Origin of the sequence: Streptomyces sp. NPDC058758 (assembly GCF_042746075.1) — a bacterium.
Lineage (GTDB): Bacteria > Actinomycetota > Actinomycetes > Streptomycetales > Streptomycetaceae > Streptomyces.
This window is the reverse complement of sequence record NZ_JBHYPS010000003.1, coordinates 133,266-148,276: the sequence shown is the minus strand read 5'-3', so window position 1 is coordinate 148,276 and position 15,011 is coordinate 133,266. Positions and strand designations below refer to the sequence as shown.

Genomic DNA, 15,011 nt, shown 5'->3' with positions numbered 1-15,011 from the left:
CCGGTGCGCCCGCTCACCGCAGGAACGCCGCGGCGACGCCCGCGTCGACCGGGACGTGGAGTCCGGTGGTGTGGGTGAGGTCGCCGCCGGTGAGGGCGAAGACCGCGTTCGCGACGTGCTCGGGGAGCACTTCGCGCTTGAGGAGGGTGCGCCGGGCGTAGAACGCGCCGAGCTCCTCCTCCTCGATGCCGTAGGTGGCGGCGCGCTGGGCGCCCCAGCCCGCGGCGAAGATCCCCGAACCGCGCACCACCCCGTCCGGGTTGACGCCGTTGACCCGGATGCCGTGCTCGCCCAGCTCGGCCGCGAGGAGCCGCACCTGGTGGGCCTGGTCGGCCTTGGTCGCCGAGTAGGCGATGTTGTTCGGGCCCGCGAAGACGGCGTTCTTCGACGCGATGTAGACGATGTCGCCGCCGAGCCCCTGCTCGGTCATGATCCGGGCGGCCTCGCGGGAGACGAGGAAGGAGCCGCGGGCCATGATGGCGTGCTGGAGGTCCCAGTCCTTCGCGGTGGTCTCCAGGAGGGGCTTGGAGATGGAGACGCCGGCGTTGTTGACGACGAGGTCCACGCCGCCGAAGGCGAGGACGGCCCGGCGGAACGCGGCGGCGATCTGCTCCTCGGAGGTCACGTCCACCGTGACCGCCACCGCCTTGTCCGGGCCGCCCAGCTCCTCGGCGACCGCCTCGGCGTTGTCACCGTTCAGGTCGGCGACGACCACGCAGGCGCCCTCGGCGACCAGCCGGTGCGCGATCGCCTTCCCGATGCCGGAGCCCGCGCCGGTCACCAGGGCGATCCGGGTGGCGAGGGGCTTCGGCTCCGGCATCCGCCGCAGCTTGGCCTCCTCCAGCTCCCAGTACTCGATGCGGAACTTCTCCGCCTCCTCGATGGGGGCGTAGGAGGAGACGGCCTCGGCGCCGCGCATCACGTGGATCGCGTTGACGTAGAACTCGCCCGCGACCCGCGCGGTCTGCTTGTCCTTGCCGAAGGAGAACATCCCGACGCCGGGGACCAGCACGATCGCCGGGTCCGCACCGCGCAGGGCCGGCGAGTCGGCGGTGGCGTGGCGGGCGTAGTAGGCGGCGTACTCCTGCCGGTACTCGGCGTGCAGTGCCTTGAGCCGGGCCACGGCCTCGTCCAGGGGGGCGGTCGGCGGCAGGTCGAGGACGAGGGGGCGGACCTTGGTGCGCAGGAAGTGGTCGGGACAGGAGGTGCCCAGGGCCGCCAGGCGCGGGTGCTCGGCGTGGGCGAGGAAGTCCAGGACGGTCTCGGAGTCGGTGAAGTGCCCGACCTGGGGACGGTCCTGGGAGGCCAGGGCCCGGATCACCGGGGCGAGGGCGGCGGCCCGCTCCCGGCGTTCGGACTCGTCCAGCGCCGCATAACCGTCCAGCGGGGCGCCGAACGGCTGCTCCTTGCCCCGCTCGGTGAGGAACGCCTCCGCCGTGCGGATCATCCACAGGGCGTTGGCCTCGCACTCCTCGGCGCTCGCGCCCCACGCGGTGATGCCGTGCCCCCCGAGGACCACGCCGACGGCCTCGGGGTGGGCTTCCCTGACCGCCGCGATGTCGAGGCCGAGCTGGAAGCCGGGCCGGCGCCACGGCACCCAGGCCACCTTCCCGCCGAAGCACTCCGCCGTCAGCTTCTCGCCGTCGGCGGCGCAGGCCAGCGCGATGCCCGCGTCCGGGTGGAGGTGGTCGACGTGCGGCGCGTCGACCAGGCCGTGCATGGCGGTGTCGATCGACGGGGCCGCGCCGCCCTTCCCGTACAGGCAGTGGTCGAAGGCGGCGACCATCTCGTCCTCGCGCTCCACCCCCGGGTACACGTCCTTCAGCGCCCGCAGCCGGTCGAGCCGGAGGACGGCGAGCCCGTCCTCGGTGAGGGTGCCGAGGTCGCCCCCGGAGCCCTTCACCCACATCAGCTCCACGGCGCCGCCGGTGACCGGGTCGGTGGCGGAGCCCTTGGCGGAGGCGTTGCCGCCCGCGTAGTTGGTGACGGTCGGGTCGGCGCCGAGGCGGTGGGCGCGCGCGAGGAGGGCGGCGACCTCGGGGTGGGTGCCGGAAGTCATGGCGGTCTTCTTTCGTGGAGAAGGGGGAGGGCGGGCCGTGCGTCCCGGCGGGACCGGGCGGCCGGGGGTTACGCGCCCCAGCCGGCCTGGGCGCCGCCGACGCGCTCGGCGGCGACGCGCTCCAGGCGCCCGGAGCGGAGGGTGGCGGCCACCGGGTCGGGGTCGAGGCCCCGCTCCTCGCGGACTTCGCGCAGCAGCGGGCGCACGTCGGTGTCGTAGGCGTCCATGAGGACGGCGTGGGCGGCGAGCACGTCACCGGAGCGCTGGGCGGCGGCGAGGGCGTCGGCGTCGACGAGGAGGGCCTTGGCGGTGGCCTCCTGCACGTTCATCACGGAGCGGATGACGGCGGGGACCTTGGCCTCGACGTTGTGGCACTGGTCGAGCATGAAGGCGATGCCGGCCGCCGCCTCCAGGCCGCCGCCGGCGACCACCTCGTGCATGATCCGGAAGAGCTGGAAGGGGTCGGCGGCGCCGGCCATGAGGTCGTCGTCGGCGTAGAAGCGGGAGTTGAAGTCGAAGCCGCCGAGTCGTCCCTCCCGCAGGAGGAAGGCCACGATGAACTCGATGTTGGTGCCCGGCGCGTGGTGCCCGGTGTCCACGACGACCCGGGCCTTCGGGCCGAGCTTGAGGCAGTGGGCGTAGGCGGTCCCCCAGTCCGGGACGTCGGTGGTGTAGAAGGCGGGCTCGAAGAGCTTGTACTCCAGGAGCATCCGCTGGTCGTCGCCGAGCCGCGCGTACACCTCGGCGAGGGCTTCGGCGAGCCGCTCCTGCCGTCCGGCGACGGAATCCTGGCCCGGATAGTTGGTGCCGTCGGCGAACCACAGCTTGAGGTCGCGCGACCCGGTGGCGTCCATGATGTCGACGCACTCCAGGAGGTGGCCGACGGCCTTGCGGCGCACGGCCGGTTCCGGGTGGCAGACGCTGCCCAGGCGGTAGTCGTCGTCCTGGAAGGTGTTGGAGTTGATCGCGCCGAGCTCCAGGCCGCGCTCCTTCGCGTACGCGGCGAGGGCGGCGTAGTCGTCGACGCGGTCCCACGGGATGTGCAGGGAGACCTTCGGGGCGACGCCGGTGCGGGCGTGCACCTCGGCCGCGTCGTCGAGCTTCTCGTAGGGGTCGCGGGGCACGCCGGGCCGGGCGAACACCTTGAAGCGGGTGCCGGAGTTCCCGTAGCCCCAGGAGGGTGTCTCGATCCGCTGGGCGGCGAGGGCTGCCTTCACGGCGGCGATGTCGGGCATGTCCACCTCGGTGCGTTCGATAGCGTTCAATGAATCGATTCAGATCGCTTGGAAGCTAGCCTGCACCCAAGGTGTCGTCAAGGTTCTTGACCGCCTGGGCGACGGGGATCTAGCGTCCGGGAGCGGAGAATCTGAAACATTTCATTCGCGCCGGGAGCCCACCCGGCCCCGAACGGAGGAGCCGCCGTGCAGAGGGTCTGCTTCCTGCTGAAGGTCCGTGCCGAGCGGACCGCGGAGTACCGGCGGCGCCATGCCGAGGTGTGGCAGGAGATGCGCGACGCGCTCACCGCCGCCGGCTGGCGCAACTACTCGCTCTTCCTCCGCGAGGACGGCCTCCTCGTCGGCTATCTGGAGACCGAAGACTTCGGGCGGGCCAGGGCCGCCATGGACGCCACCGGGGTGAACGCCCGCTGGCAGGCGGAGATGGCCGGCTTCTTCGAGGAGCTGGACGGCAGCCGGCCGGACGAGGCGATGCGCCCGCTGACCGAGGTCTTCCACCTCGCGTGAGCGGGGCCGCATAGGATGCGACAGGTGGCGGCGACCCCGGGCGGACGGGGCGGGACGGGCAGGACGGACGACCAGGTGGCACGCAGGTGGAACGGGTGACGGGCACCGCGCGCAACGCCGGGACCGCCGGGGACGGACGCGCCGACGGCCGTACGGAGCGACGCCCCGGCACCGCCGGGGACGACGGCCCCGCGGCGGCCGGAGCAGGGACGGCAGGCGTCAAGGCGGCCGGAGCCGGGACGGCCGCGGCCGGCGGCGCCGAACGGCCCCCCGGCGGCAGGGCCGTCGGCATCAAGGACGTGGCCCGCGAGGCCGGCGTCTCCGTCGGCACCGTCTCCAACGTGATCAACCAGCCGGACCGGGTCTCCCCCGCGACCCTGGAGCACGTCCGCCGGGTCATCGACCGGCTCGGCTACGTGCGCAGCGAGTCCGCGCGCCAGCTGAGGGCCGGCCGCAGCCGGATCGTGGCGCTGCTCGTCCTCGACATGGGCAACCCCTTCTTCGTCGACATCGCGCGCGGCGCCGAGCGCACCGCCCGCGCCGCCGGGCTCGGCGTCATGGTCTGCAACAGCGACCAGAACCCCCGCGACGAGGCCGACTACCTCTCCCTCTTCGCCGAACAGCGGGTCCGCGGCGTCCTCGTCACCCCCGCCGACGCCGGCGGCGGCAACCTCCGCGACTTCCGCCGGCACGGCATCCCCCACGTCCTGGTCGACCGGGTCGGCGGGGACGGCGGCGGCTGCTCCGTCTCCGTGGACGACGTCGTCGGCGGCTCGCTCGCCGTCCGCCACCTCGCCGCCACCGGCCACCGCACCTTCGCCTACGTCAGCGGCCCCGCCCACCTCCAGCAGGTGCGCGACCGCCGGGAGGGCGCGCTGCTCGCGCTCGCCGAGGCCGGACTGCCCGCCACCGCCCTGCGGGAGCTCCCGGCGGACCGGCTCGACGTCGCCTCCGGCCGGGACGCCGGCTCGCGGCTGCTCGGCCTGGCCGACCGCCCGACCGCCGTCTTCTGCGCCAACGACCTGCTCGCCCTCGGCGTCCTCCAGGCGCTGTACGCCGCCGGGGTGCGGGTCCCGGAGGACATGGCGATCGTCGGCTACGACGACATCGAGTTCGCGGCGGCGGCCACCGTGCCGCTCACCTCGGTGCGCCAGCCGGCCCTGACCCTGGGGGCCCGGGCCGCCGAGCTGCTCCTGGAGGAGACGGGCGAGGCGGCGGCGGACCACCGGCACCGGCAGGTGGTGCTCCAGCCGGAGCTGGTCGTCCGCCGCTCCACCCTCGCCCCCCGCTGACGCCCCCTCGGGGCGCGGGCTCAGCGCACCCCGAGCAGGTGGTCCAGGGCCAGCTGGTCGAGCCGCTCGAAGGCCATCGAGCGCGCCGCGGCCGCGTCCACGTCGAAGGTCTCGTACGCGGTCGGGTCGGCCAGCAGCCCGGCCAGGCCCTCGGCGGCGGTGGGCAGGGCCAGCTCGTGCAGGCGGGAGGCGGTCAGGGCCTCCTGCACCTCCGGGTCGGCGCGGAAGGCGGCCGCCCGCTCCTTGAGGACGAGGTAGTTGCGCATGCAGTTCTTCGCCGACTCCCAGACGCCGTCGAAGCCGTCGGTGCGCACGGGCTTGAAGTCGAAGTGCCTCGGGCCCGCGTAGCCCGCCGACTCCAGCAGGTCGACCAGCCAGAAGGCCTGGCGCAGGTCGCCGGCGCCGAAGCGGAAGTCCTGGTCGTACTTGATGCCGGACTGGCCGTTGAGGTCGATGTGGAACAGCTTGCCCGCCCACAGGGCCTGCGCGATGCCGTGCGGGAAGTTGAGCCCGGCCATCTGCTCGTGGCCGGTCTCCGGGTTGACGCCGACCAGCTCGGGCCGCTCCAGGCGCTCGATGAAGGCGAGGGCGTGGCCGATGGTGGGCAGCAGGATGTCGCCGCGCGGCTCGTTCGGCTTGGGCTCGATCGCGAACCGGAGGTCGTAGCCCTGCTCGGTGACGTACTGGCCGAGGAGGTCGAAGGCCTCCTTCATCCGGTCCAGGGCCACCCGCACGTCCTTCGCGGCACCCGACTCGGCGCCCTCGCGCCCGCCCCAGGCGACGTAGGTGGTGGCACCGAGCTCGACGGCCAGGTCGATGTTGCGGATCGTCTTGCGCAGCGCGTAGCGGCGGACGTCCCGGTCGTTGGCGGTGAAGGCGCCGTCCTTGAAGACGGGGTGGGTGAAGAGGTTCGTGGTGGCCATGGGGACCGCCAGACCGGTGCGGTCGAGGGCGTCCCGGAACCGCTTCACGACCGCCTCGCGCTCCGCCTCGGGCGCGCCGAAGGGGATGAGGTCGTCGTCGTGGAAGGTGACGCCGTACGCCCCGAGGGCGGCCAGCCGCTCGACCGACTCGACCGGGTCGAGGGCCGGGCGGGTGGCGTCGCCGAACGGGTCGCGGCCCTGCCACCCGACGGTCCACAGGCCGAAGGTGAAACGGTCCTCGGGGGAGGGGGAGAAGCGCTCGGACATGGTGGGTCCTTCTCGTGGAGGGGCGGGGGAGGGCCGCTGACGCGATGCTGGCGGCCGGATTTGTTTTCTGAGATAACTAATACGCCACCGGCACCCCGGGACGCCAGACCCGGACGAGAACCGCAGACCCGAAAGAGGTGAGGGCGTGCCCGTCAGCCCCTCCGTCGTGATCGGCGTGGACAGCTCCACGCAGTCCGCCAAGGCCGTCGCCGTCGACGCCGCCACCGGCCGCGTCCTCGGCCTCGGCCGCGCCCCCCACACCGTCACCGGCACCGGCGGCGCCCGCGAGAGCGACCCCGAGGAGTGGTGGACCGCCCTGGTCGCCGCCGTCCGCGCGGCCGTCGACGCGGCGGCGCGCGACGCCGGCGCCGCCCCCGCGTCCGTCACCGGCATCGCCGTCGCCGGACAGCAGCACGGCCTCGTCGCGCTCGGCACCGACCACCGCCCGCTGCGCCCCGCCCTCCTCTGGAACGACACCCGCTCCGCCCCCCAGGCCGCCGCCCTCGCCGACCGCATCGGCGGCCCGAAGTCCTGGCTGCGGCGCACCGGTTCCGTGCCCGTCGCCTCCATGACCGCCGCCAAGTGGCAGTGGCTCCGCGAGCACGAACCGCACCACGCCGCCGCCACCGCCGCCGTCCGCCTCCCGCACGACCTCCTCACCGAACGCCTCTCCGGCGAGGCCGTCACCGACCCCGGCGACGCCTCCGGCACCTGCTGGTACGCCCCCGCCGCCGGCGCCTACGACCCCGAACTCCTCGACCTGCTCGGCCTCGCCCCCGCCCAGCTGCCGACCGTGGCCCCCACCGGCGCCACCCGCGCCGGCGGCCTCACCGCGGCCGCCGCCGAGGCCCTGGGCCTGCCCCGCACGGTCGCCGTCGCCGCGGGCACCGGCGACAACATGGCCGCCGCCGTCGGCCTCGGCCTCGGCGCCGCCGGCCTCCTCGACCACCCGGTCGTCAGCCTCGGCACCTCCGGCACCGTCTTCGCCGCCACCCGCTCCCACCCCGCCGACCCCGCGCTCGCCGGATTCGCCGCCACCGACGGCACCCGCCTGCCACTGGGCTGCACCCTCAACTGCACCCTCGCCGTCGACCGCTTCGCCGCCCTCCTCGGCCTCGACCGCGAGGACGCCCTGCCCGGCGGCGAGACCGTCGTCCTGCCCTACCTCGACGGCGAACGCACCCCCGACCTCCCCGCCGCCTCCGGCCTCCTCACCGGCCTGCGCCACACCACCGACCCCCGCGAGGTCCTCGGCGCCGCCTACGAGGGCGCCGCCTTCACCGTGCTGCGCGCCCTCGACGGCCTCCTCGCCGCCTGCGGCCTCGACCCCGCCGACCCGGCCGTACGCTCCCGCCCCCTGCGCCTGATCGGCGGCGGCGCCCGCGGCCGGACCTGGACCGACACCGTCCGCCGCCTCTCCGGCCGCCCCCTCGTCGTCCCCGCCGCCACCGAACTCGTCGCCCTCGGCGCCGCCGCCCTCGCCGCCGGCGCGACCACCGGCGAGGACCCGGTGGCCATCGCGACCGCCTGGGGCACGGGCGCGGGGGAGACCCTGCCGGCGCTCGCCCGGGACGAGGAGACGTGGGGGAGGATCGAGGGGGTCCTGGGGGCGGCCGCGGCGGGACTGCTGTCCTGACGAAGCGCGGCTAGGGGGTGTCCGTGCCGGCCGTTCCGTCGAAGCGGGCGCGGTTGCGGACGATCTCGTCGTGGTGGGTGCCGGCCCAGTCGATCAGGGCGGTGACGGCGTCGAGCAGGGCGGCGCCCAGGTCGGTCAGCGCGTACTCCACGCGGGGAGGCACCTCGGGGTAGGAGGTGCGGGTGACGAGACCGTCGCGCCGCAGCTGGCGCAGGGTGTGGGTGAGCATGCGCTGGGAGATGCCGGGGACGGCGCGCTGCAGGTCGGTGTAGCGCAGGGTCTCCTCCCGCAGGGTGCCGATGACGAGGACGGCCCACTTGTCCCCGGCCCGCTCGACGATCTGCCGGATGGTCTCGCCCTGTTCCGCGGGCCACCGGGAACACGGCCCGGCCAGAGCCGCGGCGGCCCGCCGGCCCCCGTCCGCTTCGGCGGCCATGGCGCGTCCCTCCTTCCCGTTCCGCACACGCGTGTGCCTTTTGTATCGACCTCCATGGTCGCGCATCCTCCGAGGGAACCGCGCGATCCGCGCGATCCGCGCGATCTCCGCGGTCCGCGTACCCGTATCAGGAGGACGAACATGCTCATGCGCGCCGTGACGGTGTCCCGCTTCGGCGGGCCCGAGGCAGTCGAGATCACCGAGCTCCCGGTGCCCCCGGTGGGCGCGGGGCAGGTGCGGATCAAGGTGGCGGCGGCCGCGCTGAACCCGGTGGACGCGGCCATGCGGTCCGGGGTCTTCGGCGGCGAGGGGGAGCGGATCGGCCTGGGCTGGGACGTCGCCGGCACCGTGCACGCCGTCGGCGACGGCGCGGACTGGTCGGTCGGCGACCGCGTCATCGGCCTGGCGACGGGCCACCGCACGCCGCTGGGCACGCACGCCGACTACGTCGTGCTCGATGCGGACGCCGTCGCCCCCGCCCCGGCGGGCCTGGACGACGCGCACGCCGCGTCGCTGCCCCTGAACACGCTGTCCGCGGCCCAGTTCCTGGATCTGCTGGACCTGCGCGAGGGGCAGACCCTGCTGGTCACCGGCGCGGCCGGTGGCGTCGGGACGCACGCGGTGGAGCTCGCGCGCCTGCGGGGGCTCGACGTGACGGCGCTGGCCTCCGCCGACGACGAGGAGTTCCTCGCGTCTCGCGGGGCCGACCACTTCCTCGCCCGTACGCGGACGCCCCAGCCCGCCGCCTTCGACGGCGTGCTCGACGCCGCGGGGCTCGGGCGCGCCGCGCTCGCCGCGGTGCGCGACGGCGGAACGTACATCGGCCTGTGGCCCGGCCGGGAGCCGGAGACCGAGCGCGGCATACGGGTCGACGCCCTGGACGTGCGGGCCGACGGTGCGCGGCTCGCCGAGCTGTCCCGGCACGCCGGGACGGGCGCGCTGCTCGCCCGCGTCGCCCGGACCTATCCGCTCGACGAGGCCGGCCGCGCGCACGCGCGCCTGGCCGACGGGGGCCTGCGCGGACGCATCGTCCTGGTCCCCTGACCGGCCGGACCGACGGGACCTAGGCCGTTTCTTTCGGATCAGGCCGGGTCAGGGAGCGGCGTCTGGTGCGTGCGATCGCAAGGCGGAGGAGGGAGACCATGCGGAGCATCGGCGACCGACGACAACGCGGCGAGCGTGCGTGCCAGACGCCGCGAGCCCGGCAAGATCCGAAAGAAACGGCCTAGTCCTCCCGCCGCTCCTCCCCTGCCTTCCCGTCCTTGCCGTTCCGCCGCCTGCGGGGGCGGTCGGCCTCCGCCGCGGCGAACTCCGCCGCGGCCGAGTAGGCCTCCGGGACCGAGAGCACCGCGGCCACGCCGCGCGCCGCCGCCCCGGCCGCCCGCACCACGACCTCCGCCAGTTCCTCCACCATCACGGCCCCCTCGTTCCCCGTCGGTACGTCCTGCTCACCCGTACTGACGCGCGGAGGCGTCCCGGGGTTGAGCGGGCGCCGCGCTCTTCGCGGCGGCGACGAAGGCGCGGACCAGGTCGTGGTCCTTCACGCCGGGCGCCGACTCGACGCCGCTGGAGACGTCGACGCCCCAGGGGCAGGCGGTGGCGATCGCCTCGGCGACGTTCGCGGGGGCGAGGCCGCCCGCCAGGAGCCAGTGGCCCTCGGGGCGGGCGGCATCCAGGAGCGAGAGGTCCCAGCGGGAACCCGATCCCGCCTTGGGCGAGTCCAGCAGCAGGACCTCCTCGCCGAGCGCGCCGACGCGCGTGTCGGGCCCGTCGGCGAGCGCGGTCGCCCGCCACAGGCGCGGCAGGATCCCGGCTGCGGCCTCGAACTCCGCCCGGCCGTAGGCGCGGCCGTGCAGCTGGAGCGCGTCGAAGCCCAGGTCGGCGGCGATCCGGGCGGCCTCGGCGGCCGGGGTGTCGTTGACGACGAGCACCGACACCACGCCGTCCGGCACGTGCGCGACGAGCCCCGGCACGCGGTCCCGGCCCAGCCCGCGGACACTCGTCCCGCTGATCACCAGACCGATCGCGTCCGCGCCCGCCTCGGCGGCCGCGTCGATGTCGGCGGTCGTGGCGAGCCCGCACACCTTGACGAACACTCTGTCGCTCCTCTGCTCCCGTCCGGCGCCGTCGAGCCTACTGACCCCGGCCCGCACCGTCGATCCGCCGCTGGTGGATCCGCAGGTGGAGGGTGGCCAGGTCGAGCAGCGGGGTCGGCACGTCCAGGGCGCGGGCCCGCGCGGTCAGGTCGCCGAAGAGGTGCTCGACCTCGGTGGACCGGCCCGCCGCCAGGTCCCGGTAGAGCGAGGGGACCATCGGGGAACCCGGCGCCGAGACCACCGCGAGGCTCGCCGCCCGCTCCGCCTCCGGCACCGGGTGCCCGGCCGCCGCGGCCACCGCCGCCCCCTCCGCCAGGACCGCGGGGCCCAGCTCCGGGCCGCCGGGGGCGTCGTACACCTCGCCGACCGTGCCGCGCATCAGGCTCGTCACCGCGCCGATCGTCGTGATGAAGACCCACTTGTGCCACATCGCGGTGACGATCGAGGCGGGCACCGGCGCGTCGATGCCCGCGTCCTCCAGGACGGTGCGGATCTCCTTCACGCGCGGCGAGACGGAGCCGTCCCGCTCACCGAGCGCGAGGTGCGCCAGCGGCGCGAGCCGCCGGATCGTCCCCGAGTCGTCGAGCGTGGTGACCACCTTCGCGACCCCGCCGAGGACCGCCCCGGCGCCGAACCGGGCGTCCAGCGCGTCGAGATGGGCCATGCCGTTGAGCAGCGGCAGCACCGCCGTGCCCGGCGAGACGAAGGGGGCCAGGTCCGTGAGGGCCGCGTCGAGGGCGGTCGACTTCACGCCGAGCAGCACCAGGTCGTACGGACCGTCCGACGGCTCCTCGCCGGCCGTGACGAGCCGGGGCGCGTCCAGCACCCACTCCTCGTCCCGGCCCGCGACCCGCAGCCCGCCCGCGCGCAGCGCCGCCGCGCGGCCGGGTCGCACCAGGAAGGTCACGTCCTGCCCGGAGCGGGCCAGCATCGTGCCGAAGTAGCCACCGGTGGCACCGGCGCCGACGACCAGGATCTTCATGAGGGTTCCTCTCGTGGGGAGAAGCGGGGGCGGAGAAGCGGGGGCGGAGAAGCGGAACGGAGCGGTGGGACGGGACCGACGGGCGGAACAGCAGGACGGGCGGAACAGCGGGTCGGGCGGAACAGCGGTGCGGAACAGTGGCCGGGCGGCGCGGCGAGTCGTCCGGCCGGCGGCCCGGCCGGGCCGCTCGCGCGGCGGGCCCACGGGCGGCAGCCTAGGACGTGCCCTCCTGGTCACGCCGGGCCCGGCCGTGTTTCTGTTCGAGCGAAAGGGGCGACTAGGCTCTCGCTCACCATGAACCAGCCCACGGAACCCAAGGCCGACAAGTCGGGCGTGCGCCGGCACAACCTGAGCCTCGTCCTCAGGACCGTCCACGACGCCGGCGAGACCACCCGGGCCGCCGTCGCCGCCCGCGTCGGCCTCACCCGGCCCGCCGTGTCTTCCCTGGTGGAGCAGCTCCTCGACCTCGGGTTCCTGGTCGAGTCCGGCAAGACCTTCAGCGGCCAGGCCGGCCGCCCCGGCACCGTCCTCAAACCGGCGGTGACCGGTCCCGCCGCCCTCGGCGTCGAGATCAACGTCGCGTACGTCTCCGTCTGCCTCGTGGACCTCACCGGCACCGACCGGATCCGCCGCACCGTACGGCTCGACAACCGTGCCGACGCCCCCGAGGTCCTGGCCCGCGCCGCCGGCATCGCCGCCGAGGCGCTCGCCGAGGCCGAGGCCCTCGGCCTGCACCCGTCCGCCGCCGCCCTGGCCCTGCCCGGCCTGGTCTCCGACGGCACCGTCCGCCAGGCCCCCAACCTTGGCTGGCACGACACCCCCGCCGAGCGCCTCTTCGGCGACGCCCTCGCCGCGCTGCGCCCCACCGCCCGCCGGCTCGCCGTCGCCTCCGACAACGAGGCCAACATGGCGGCCCTCGCCGAACTCCGCTTCGGCGCCCCCGGCGCGCCCCGCACCTTCCTCCACCTGACCGGCGAGACCGGCGTCGGCGGCGCCGTCGTCGTCCACGGCGAACTCCTGCGCGGCGCCCACGGCTTCGCCGGCGAGATCGGCCACCTCGTCGTCGACGCCGGAGGCCCCCGCTGCCGCTGCGGCTCCCGCGGCTGCCTGGAGCAGTACGCCGGCCAGGCCGCCCTGCTGAGGGCGGCGGACGCCGCCGACGTCGACGACCTCGCGGCCCGTGCCGAGCGCCGGGAGCCCCGCGCGCTCGCGGCCCTCGCCGAGGCCGGCCGGATGCTCGGCCGGGCCCTCTCCGGCGCGGTCAACCTCCTCGACCCCGAGGCCGTCGTCCTCGGCGGCATCTACCCCCGCCTGATGCCCTGGCTCGCGCCCGCCGTCACCGGGGAACTCGCCGAGCGGGTCGTCTCCGGCCTGTGGCCCGCCGACGCCCGCCGGCTGCGGGCCGCCTCCCCGTCGACCGACGCCGCCCGGGGCGCCGCCGCCCTCGTCCTCCACGACGTCCTCGCCGACCCGCTGGCCCACGCCCGCTGACGTCCGCGCGCCCGCCGGAAAACGACCCGACGCCAGAGCGCGGCCGCGTCTAGGGTGCGGGAATGACGGAGATCATCGTTCCTGCCAAGCCGCGTCCCGGAGACCGGGTCGCCGTGCTGTCGCCCGCCGCCGGACTGCCCGAGGTGCTGCCGCTCCCCTTCGAACTGGGCCTGCGCCGGCTGTCCGAGGAGTACGGCCTGGTGCCCGTCGAGTACCCGACGACGCGCAAGCTCGGCGCGTCCGCGCGGGACCGGGCCGCCGACCTGCACGCCGCCTTCGCCGACCCCGCGATCGCGGCGATCGTCGCCAGCATCGGCGGCGACGACCAGATCACCGTCCTCCCGCACCTCGACGACGCGCTGATCCGCTCCCACCCCAAGCCGTTCTTCGCCTTCAGCGACAACACCAACCTGCTGATGCGGCTGTGGAACCTCGGCGTCGTCGGCTACCACGGGGCCTCCGTGATGACCCAGTTCGGCCGCCCCGGCGCCGTCCACCCCGTCACCGACGCCTCCGTGCGCGCCGCCCTCTTCGGCTCCGGCCCCTACGACCTGCCGGCACCGACGGACACCAACGACGTCGAACGGCCCTGGGAGGACCCGCGCACCTTCGACTCCGCCCCCGTCATGGAGCCCGCCGGCCCCTGGATCTGGCACCGCGCCGACCGGGTCGTCGAGGGTCGCTCCTGGGGCGGCTGCCTGGAGATCGTCGCCCAACTCCTCATGGCCGGCCGGGAGATCGCGGAACCGGAGGCGTACGAGGGCGGGGTGCTGTTCCTGGAGACCTCCGAGCTGCTGCCCTCCGCCGACGAGGTCTTCCGGATCCTCCGGGCCATGGGGGAGCGGGGCCTCCTCGCCCGCTTCCCCGCCCTCCTGATGGGCCGGGCCCGCGCCTGGTCCTTCGACAGCCCCCATGACGTGACGGCCCGGGCCGCGTACCGGGAGGCCCAGCGCGCCGCCGTGCTGCGCGCGCTCGACGCCTACGCCCCCGACACCCTCGCCGTGTTCGACGTGGACCTCGGCCACACCGACCCGCAGGTGGTCGTCCCGTACGGCGGCACCGTCCGCGTCGACGGCCCCGCCCGCCGGATCACCGTCACCTACTGACGGCGCGGCAGGACCGGGCAGCTATCCGGCCTCCCGCCCGTGCCGGGCCAGATGGTCCCGGACCAGCGCCACGTGCGGGTGGGCCGGCGGCCCCGGACGCTCCACCAGGAAGCCAGTGTTGATCGGCGGGTCCTCCGGCAGGTGGAGCGGTACGAGGGCGCCCGAGGCCAGCTCCGCCGCGCACAGGTAGCGGGGCAGCACGCTCACCCCGGCGCCGCCGGCCACCGCCGCCCGCACGGCCCGCAGGTCCGGGGCGGTCACCGCGGGCACGGCCGTCAGGCGCCGGCCGAAGACGTGGCGCCAGTAGCGGCGCAGGATCGGCAGGTCCTCGGCGTACGCCACCAGCGGCACGCCGTGCAGCGCGGCCGGCCCCTCCGCGGCGATCCGCCCGCCCAGCCGCTCGGCCCACCCGGGCGCGCCGACCAGCACGAACTCCTCGTCGGCGAGCGGCAGCCAGGCCAGGCTGCGGCCCCGGGGCCGCACCGTCGCCACCACCAGGTCGTGCCGGCCCGCCCGCAGCCCGTCGAGCAGGTCGTCGGTGAGGCCGAAGTCCACGCGCAGCCGCACCCCGCGCTCCACCAGCGGCGCCAGCCTCGGCAGCACGGTGTGCGCCAGGTACTCGGCCGGGCCCGCCAGCCGGACCGGTTCCGCCGGGCCCTCCTCGCCCGGGAGCCCGGTCAGGGCCCCGGCGGCGGCGCCCAGCGCGTCCAGCGGGTCCGCGATCCGGGCCGCCAGGTCGTCCGCGAAGGGCGTCGGCACCACCCCGCGCGGGCGCCGCTCGAACAGCTCCCGGCCGAGCCGGCCCTCCAGGGCCCGGATCTGCGCCGTCACCGTCGGCTGCGACAGGCCCAGCACGCGGGCGCCCGCCGTGAAGGCCCCGGCCCGGTACACGGCGAGGAAGGTCCGCAGCAGGTTCAGGTCCGGCGGCCCGCCCACCGGACCGGAACCCGCCGGTATTCCCGCCGATCCATCGGAATTCCT

The 15,011-nt window shown here is 75.5% G+C and carries 14 protein-coding genes; 6 read left to right on the top strand and 8 right to left on the bottom strand.

Going from position 1 to position 15,011, the window contains the following annotated elements; genetic code table 11:
• Positions 1 to 13: 13 nt before the first annotated feature.
• Positions 14 to 2,059, bottom strand: a complete 2,046-nt coding sequence (locus tag ACFW6A_RS05475) for a bifunctional aldolase/short-chain dehydrogenase (protein ID WP_386638815.1) — start codon at positions 2,057 to 2,059, stop codon at positions 14 to 16.
• A 68-nt stretch (positions 2,060 to 2,127) separates the two neighbouring features.
• On the bottom strand, positions 2,128 to 3,294 hold the full coding sequence (gene rhaI, locus ACFW6A_RS05470; RefSeq protein WP_351849692.1) for an L-rhamnose isomerase: 1,167 nt from the start codon (positions 3,292 to 3,294) through the stop codon (positions 2,128 to 2,130).
• 186 nt (positions 3,295 to 3,480) lie between these two features.
• Here rhaI and ACFW6A_RS05465 point away from each other — a divergent pair, with 186 nt between their 5' ends.
• Positions 3,481 to 3,801, top strand: a complete 321-nt coding sequence (locus ACFW6A_RS05465; protein WP_351849663.1) for an L-rhamnose mutarotase — start codon at positions 3,481 to 3,483, stop codon at positions 3,799 to 3,801.
• 290 nt (positions 3,802 to 4,091) lie between these two features.
• Positions 4,092 to 5,093: a LacI family DNA-binding transcriptional regulator gene (locus ACFW6A_RS05460; protein WP_351849693.1), complete on the top strand. Its 1,002-nt coding sequence runs from the start codon at positions 4,092 to 4,094 to the stop codon at positions 5,091 to 5,093.
• A gap of 20 nt (positions 5,094 to 5,113) precedes the next feature.
• On the opposite strand, the gene xylA is transcribed toward ACFW6A_RS05460, so the two are convergent.
• Positions 5,114 to 6,283: a xylose isomerase gene (xylA, locus tag ACFW6A_RS05455; RefSeq protein WP_386483682.1), complete on the bottom strand. Its 1,170-nt coding sequence runs from the start codon at positions 6,281 to 6,283 to the stop codon at positions 5,114 to 5,116.
• 145 nt (positions 6,284 to 6,428) lie between these two features.
• Here xylA and xylB point away from each other — a divergent pair, with 145 nt between their 5' ends.
• Positions 6,429 to 7,919, top strand: a complete 1,491-nt coding sequence (gene xylB / locus ACFW6A_RS05450) for a xylulokinase (RefSeq protein WP_386638811.1) — start codon at positions 6,429 to 6,431, stop codon at positions 7,917 to 7,919.
• A gap of 10 nt (positions 7,920 to 7,929) precedes the next feature.
• Here xylB and ACFW6A_RS05445 read toward each other — a convergent pair whose 3' ends face one another.
• A complete protein-coding gene (locus ACFW6A_RS05445; protein ID WP_351849669.1) occupies positions 7,930 to 8,355 on the bottom strand; it encodes a helix-turn-helix domain-containing protein in 426 nt (141 codons plus the stop codon).
• Between the two features lie 147 nt (positions 8,356 to 8,502).
• On the opposite strand from ACFW6A_RS05445, the gene ACFW6A_RS05440 reads away from it, so the two are divergent.
• On the top strand, positions 8,503 to 9,399 hold the full coding sequence (locus ACFW6A_RS05440; RefSeq protein ID WP_386483685.1) for an NADP-dependent oxidoreductase: 897 nt from the start codon (positions 8,503 to 8,505) through the stop codon (positions 9,397 to 9,399).
• A gap of 181 nt (positions 9,400 to 9,580) precedes the next feature.
• Here the strand turns inward: ACFW6A_RS05440 and ACFW6A_RS05435 are convergent, their stop codons facing one another.
• The 3 genes from ACFW6A_RS05435 to ACFW6A_RS05425 are packed head-to-tail and all read right to left on the bottom strand — an operon-like array spanning position 9,581 to position 11,433.
• Positions 9,581 to 9,769 carry a hypothetical protein gene (locus tag ACFW6A_RS05435; protein WP_386483679.1) on the bottom strand — a complete coding sequence of 63 codons (189 nt, stop codon included), beginning with the start codon at positions 9,767 to 9,769 and terminating at the stop codon, positions 9,581 to 9,583.
• A 34-nt stretch (positions 9,770 to 9,803) separates the two neighbouring features.
• Entirely contained in the window at positions 9,804 to 10,451 is a 648-nt protein-coding gene (locus ACFW6A_RS05430) for a phosphoribosylanthranilate isomerase (RefSeq protein ID WP_386638808.1), read from the bottom strand.
• A gap of 37 nt (positions 10,452 to 10,488) precedes the next feature.
• Positions 10,489 to 11,433, bottom strand: coding sequence for a ketopantoate reductase family protein (locus ACFW6A_RS05425; RefSeq protein ID WP_386638805.1), 945 nt, complete (start codon positions 11,431 to 11,433; stop codon positions 10,489 to 10,491).
• Between the two features lie 294 nt (positions 11,434 to 11,727).
• Between ACFW6A_RS05425 and ACFW6A_RS05420 the strand changes: the two genes are divergently transcribed.
• The gene (locus tag ACFW6A_RS05420; RefSeq protein WP_386483675.1) at positions 11,728 to 12,924 is read left to right on the top strand and encodes an ROK family protein; all 1,197 of its coding nucleotides are present in this window, start codon (positions 11,728 to 11,730) and stop codon (positions 12,922 to 12,924) included.
• Positions 12,925 to 12,986: 62 nt separating this feature from the next.
• Positions 12,987 to 14,030 carry a S66 peptidase family protein gene (locus ACFW6A_RS05415; RefSeq protein ID WP_386638802.1) on the top strand — a complete coding sequence of 348 codons (1,044 nt, stop codon included), beginning with the start codon at positions 12,987 to 12,989 and terminating at the stop codon, positions 14,028 to 14,030.
• Positions 14,031 to 14,051: 21 nt separating this feature from the next.
• On the opposite strand, the gene ACFW6A_RS05410 is transcribed toward ACFW6A_RS05415, so the two are convergent.
• Entirely contained in the window at positions 14,052 to 14,966 is a 915-nt protein-coding gene (locus ACFW6A_RS05410; RefSeq protein ID WP_386638799.1) for a LysR family transcriptional regulator, read from the bottom strand.
• Positions 14,967 to 15,011: the final 45 nt, after the last annotated feature.

Coding starts and splice junctions, on each gene's coding strand:
- ACFW6A_RS05475 (WP_386638815.1), bottom strand. CDS start 2,059: ATGACTTCCGGCACCCACCCCGAGGTCGCCGCCCTCCTCGCGCGCGCC.
- rhaI (WP_351849692.1), bottom strand. CDS start 3,294: ATGCCCGACATCGCCGCCGTGAAGGCAGCCCTCGCCGCCCAGCGGATC.
- xylA (WP_386483682.1), bottom strand. CDS start 6,283: ATGTCCGAGCGCTTCTCCCCCTCCCCCGAGGACCGTTTCACCTTCGGC.
- ACFW6A_RS05445 (WP_351849669.1), bottom strand. CDS start 8,355: ATGGCCGCCGAAGCGGACGGGGGCCGGCGGGCCGCCGCGGCTCTGGCC.
- ACFW6A_RS05440 (WP_386483685.1), top strand. CDS start 8,503: ATGCGCGCCGTGACGGTGTCCCGCTTCGGCGGGCCCGAGGCAGTCGAG.
- ACFW6A_RS05435 (WP_386483679.1), bottom strand. CDS start 9,769: ATGGTGGAGGAACTGGCGGAGGTCGTGGTGCGGGCGGCCGGGGCGGCG.
- ACFW6A_RS05425 (WP_386638805.1), bottom strand. CDS start 11,433: ATGAAGATCCTGGTCGTCGGCGCCGGTGCCACCGGTGGCTACTTCGGC.
- ACFW6A_RS05420 (WP_386483675.1), top strand. CDS start 11,728: ATGAACCAGCCCACGGAACCCAAGGCCGACAAGTCGGGCGTGCGCCGG.
- ACFW6A_RS05415 (WP_386638802.1), top strand. CDS start 12,987: ATGACGGAGATCATCGTTCCTGCCAAGCCGCGTCCCGGAGACCGGGTC.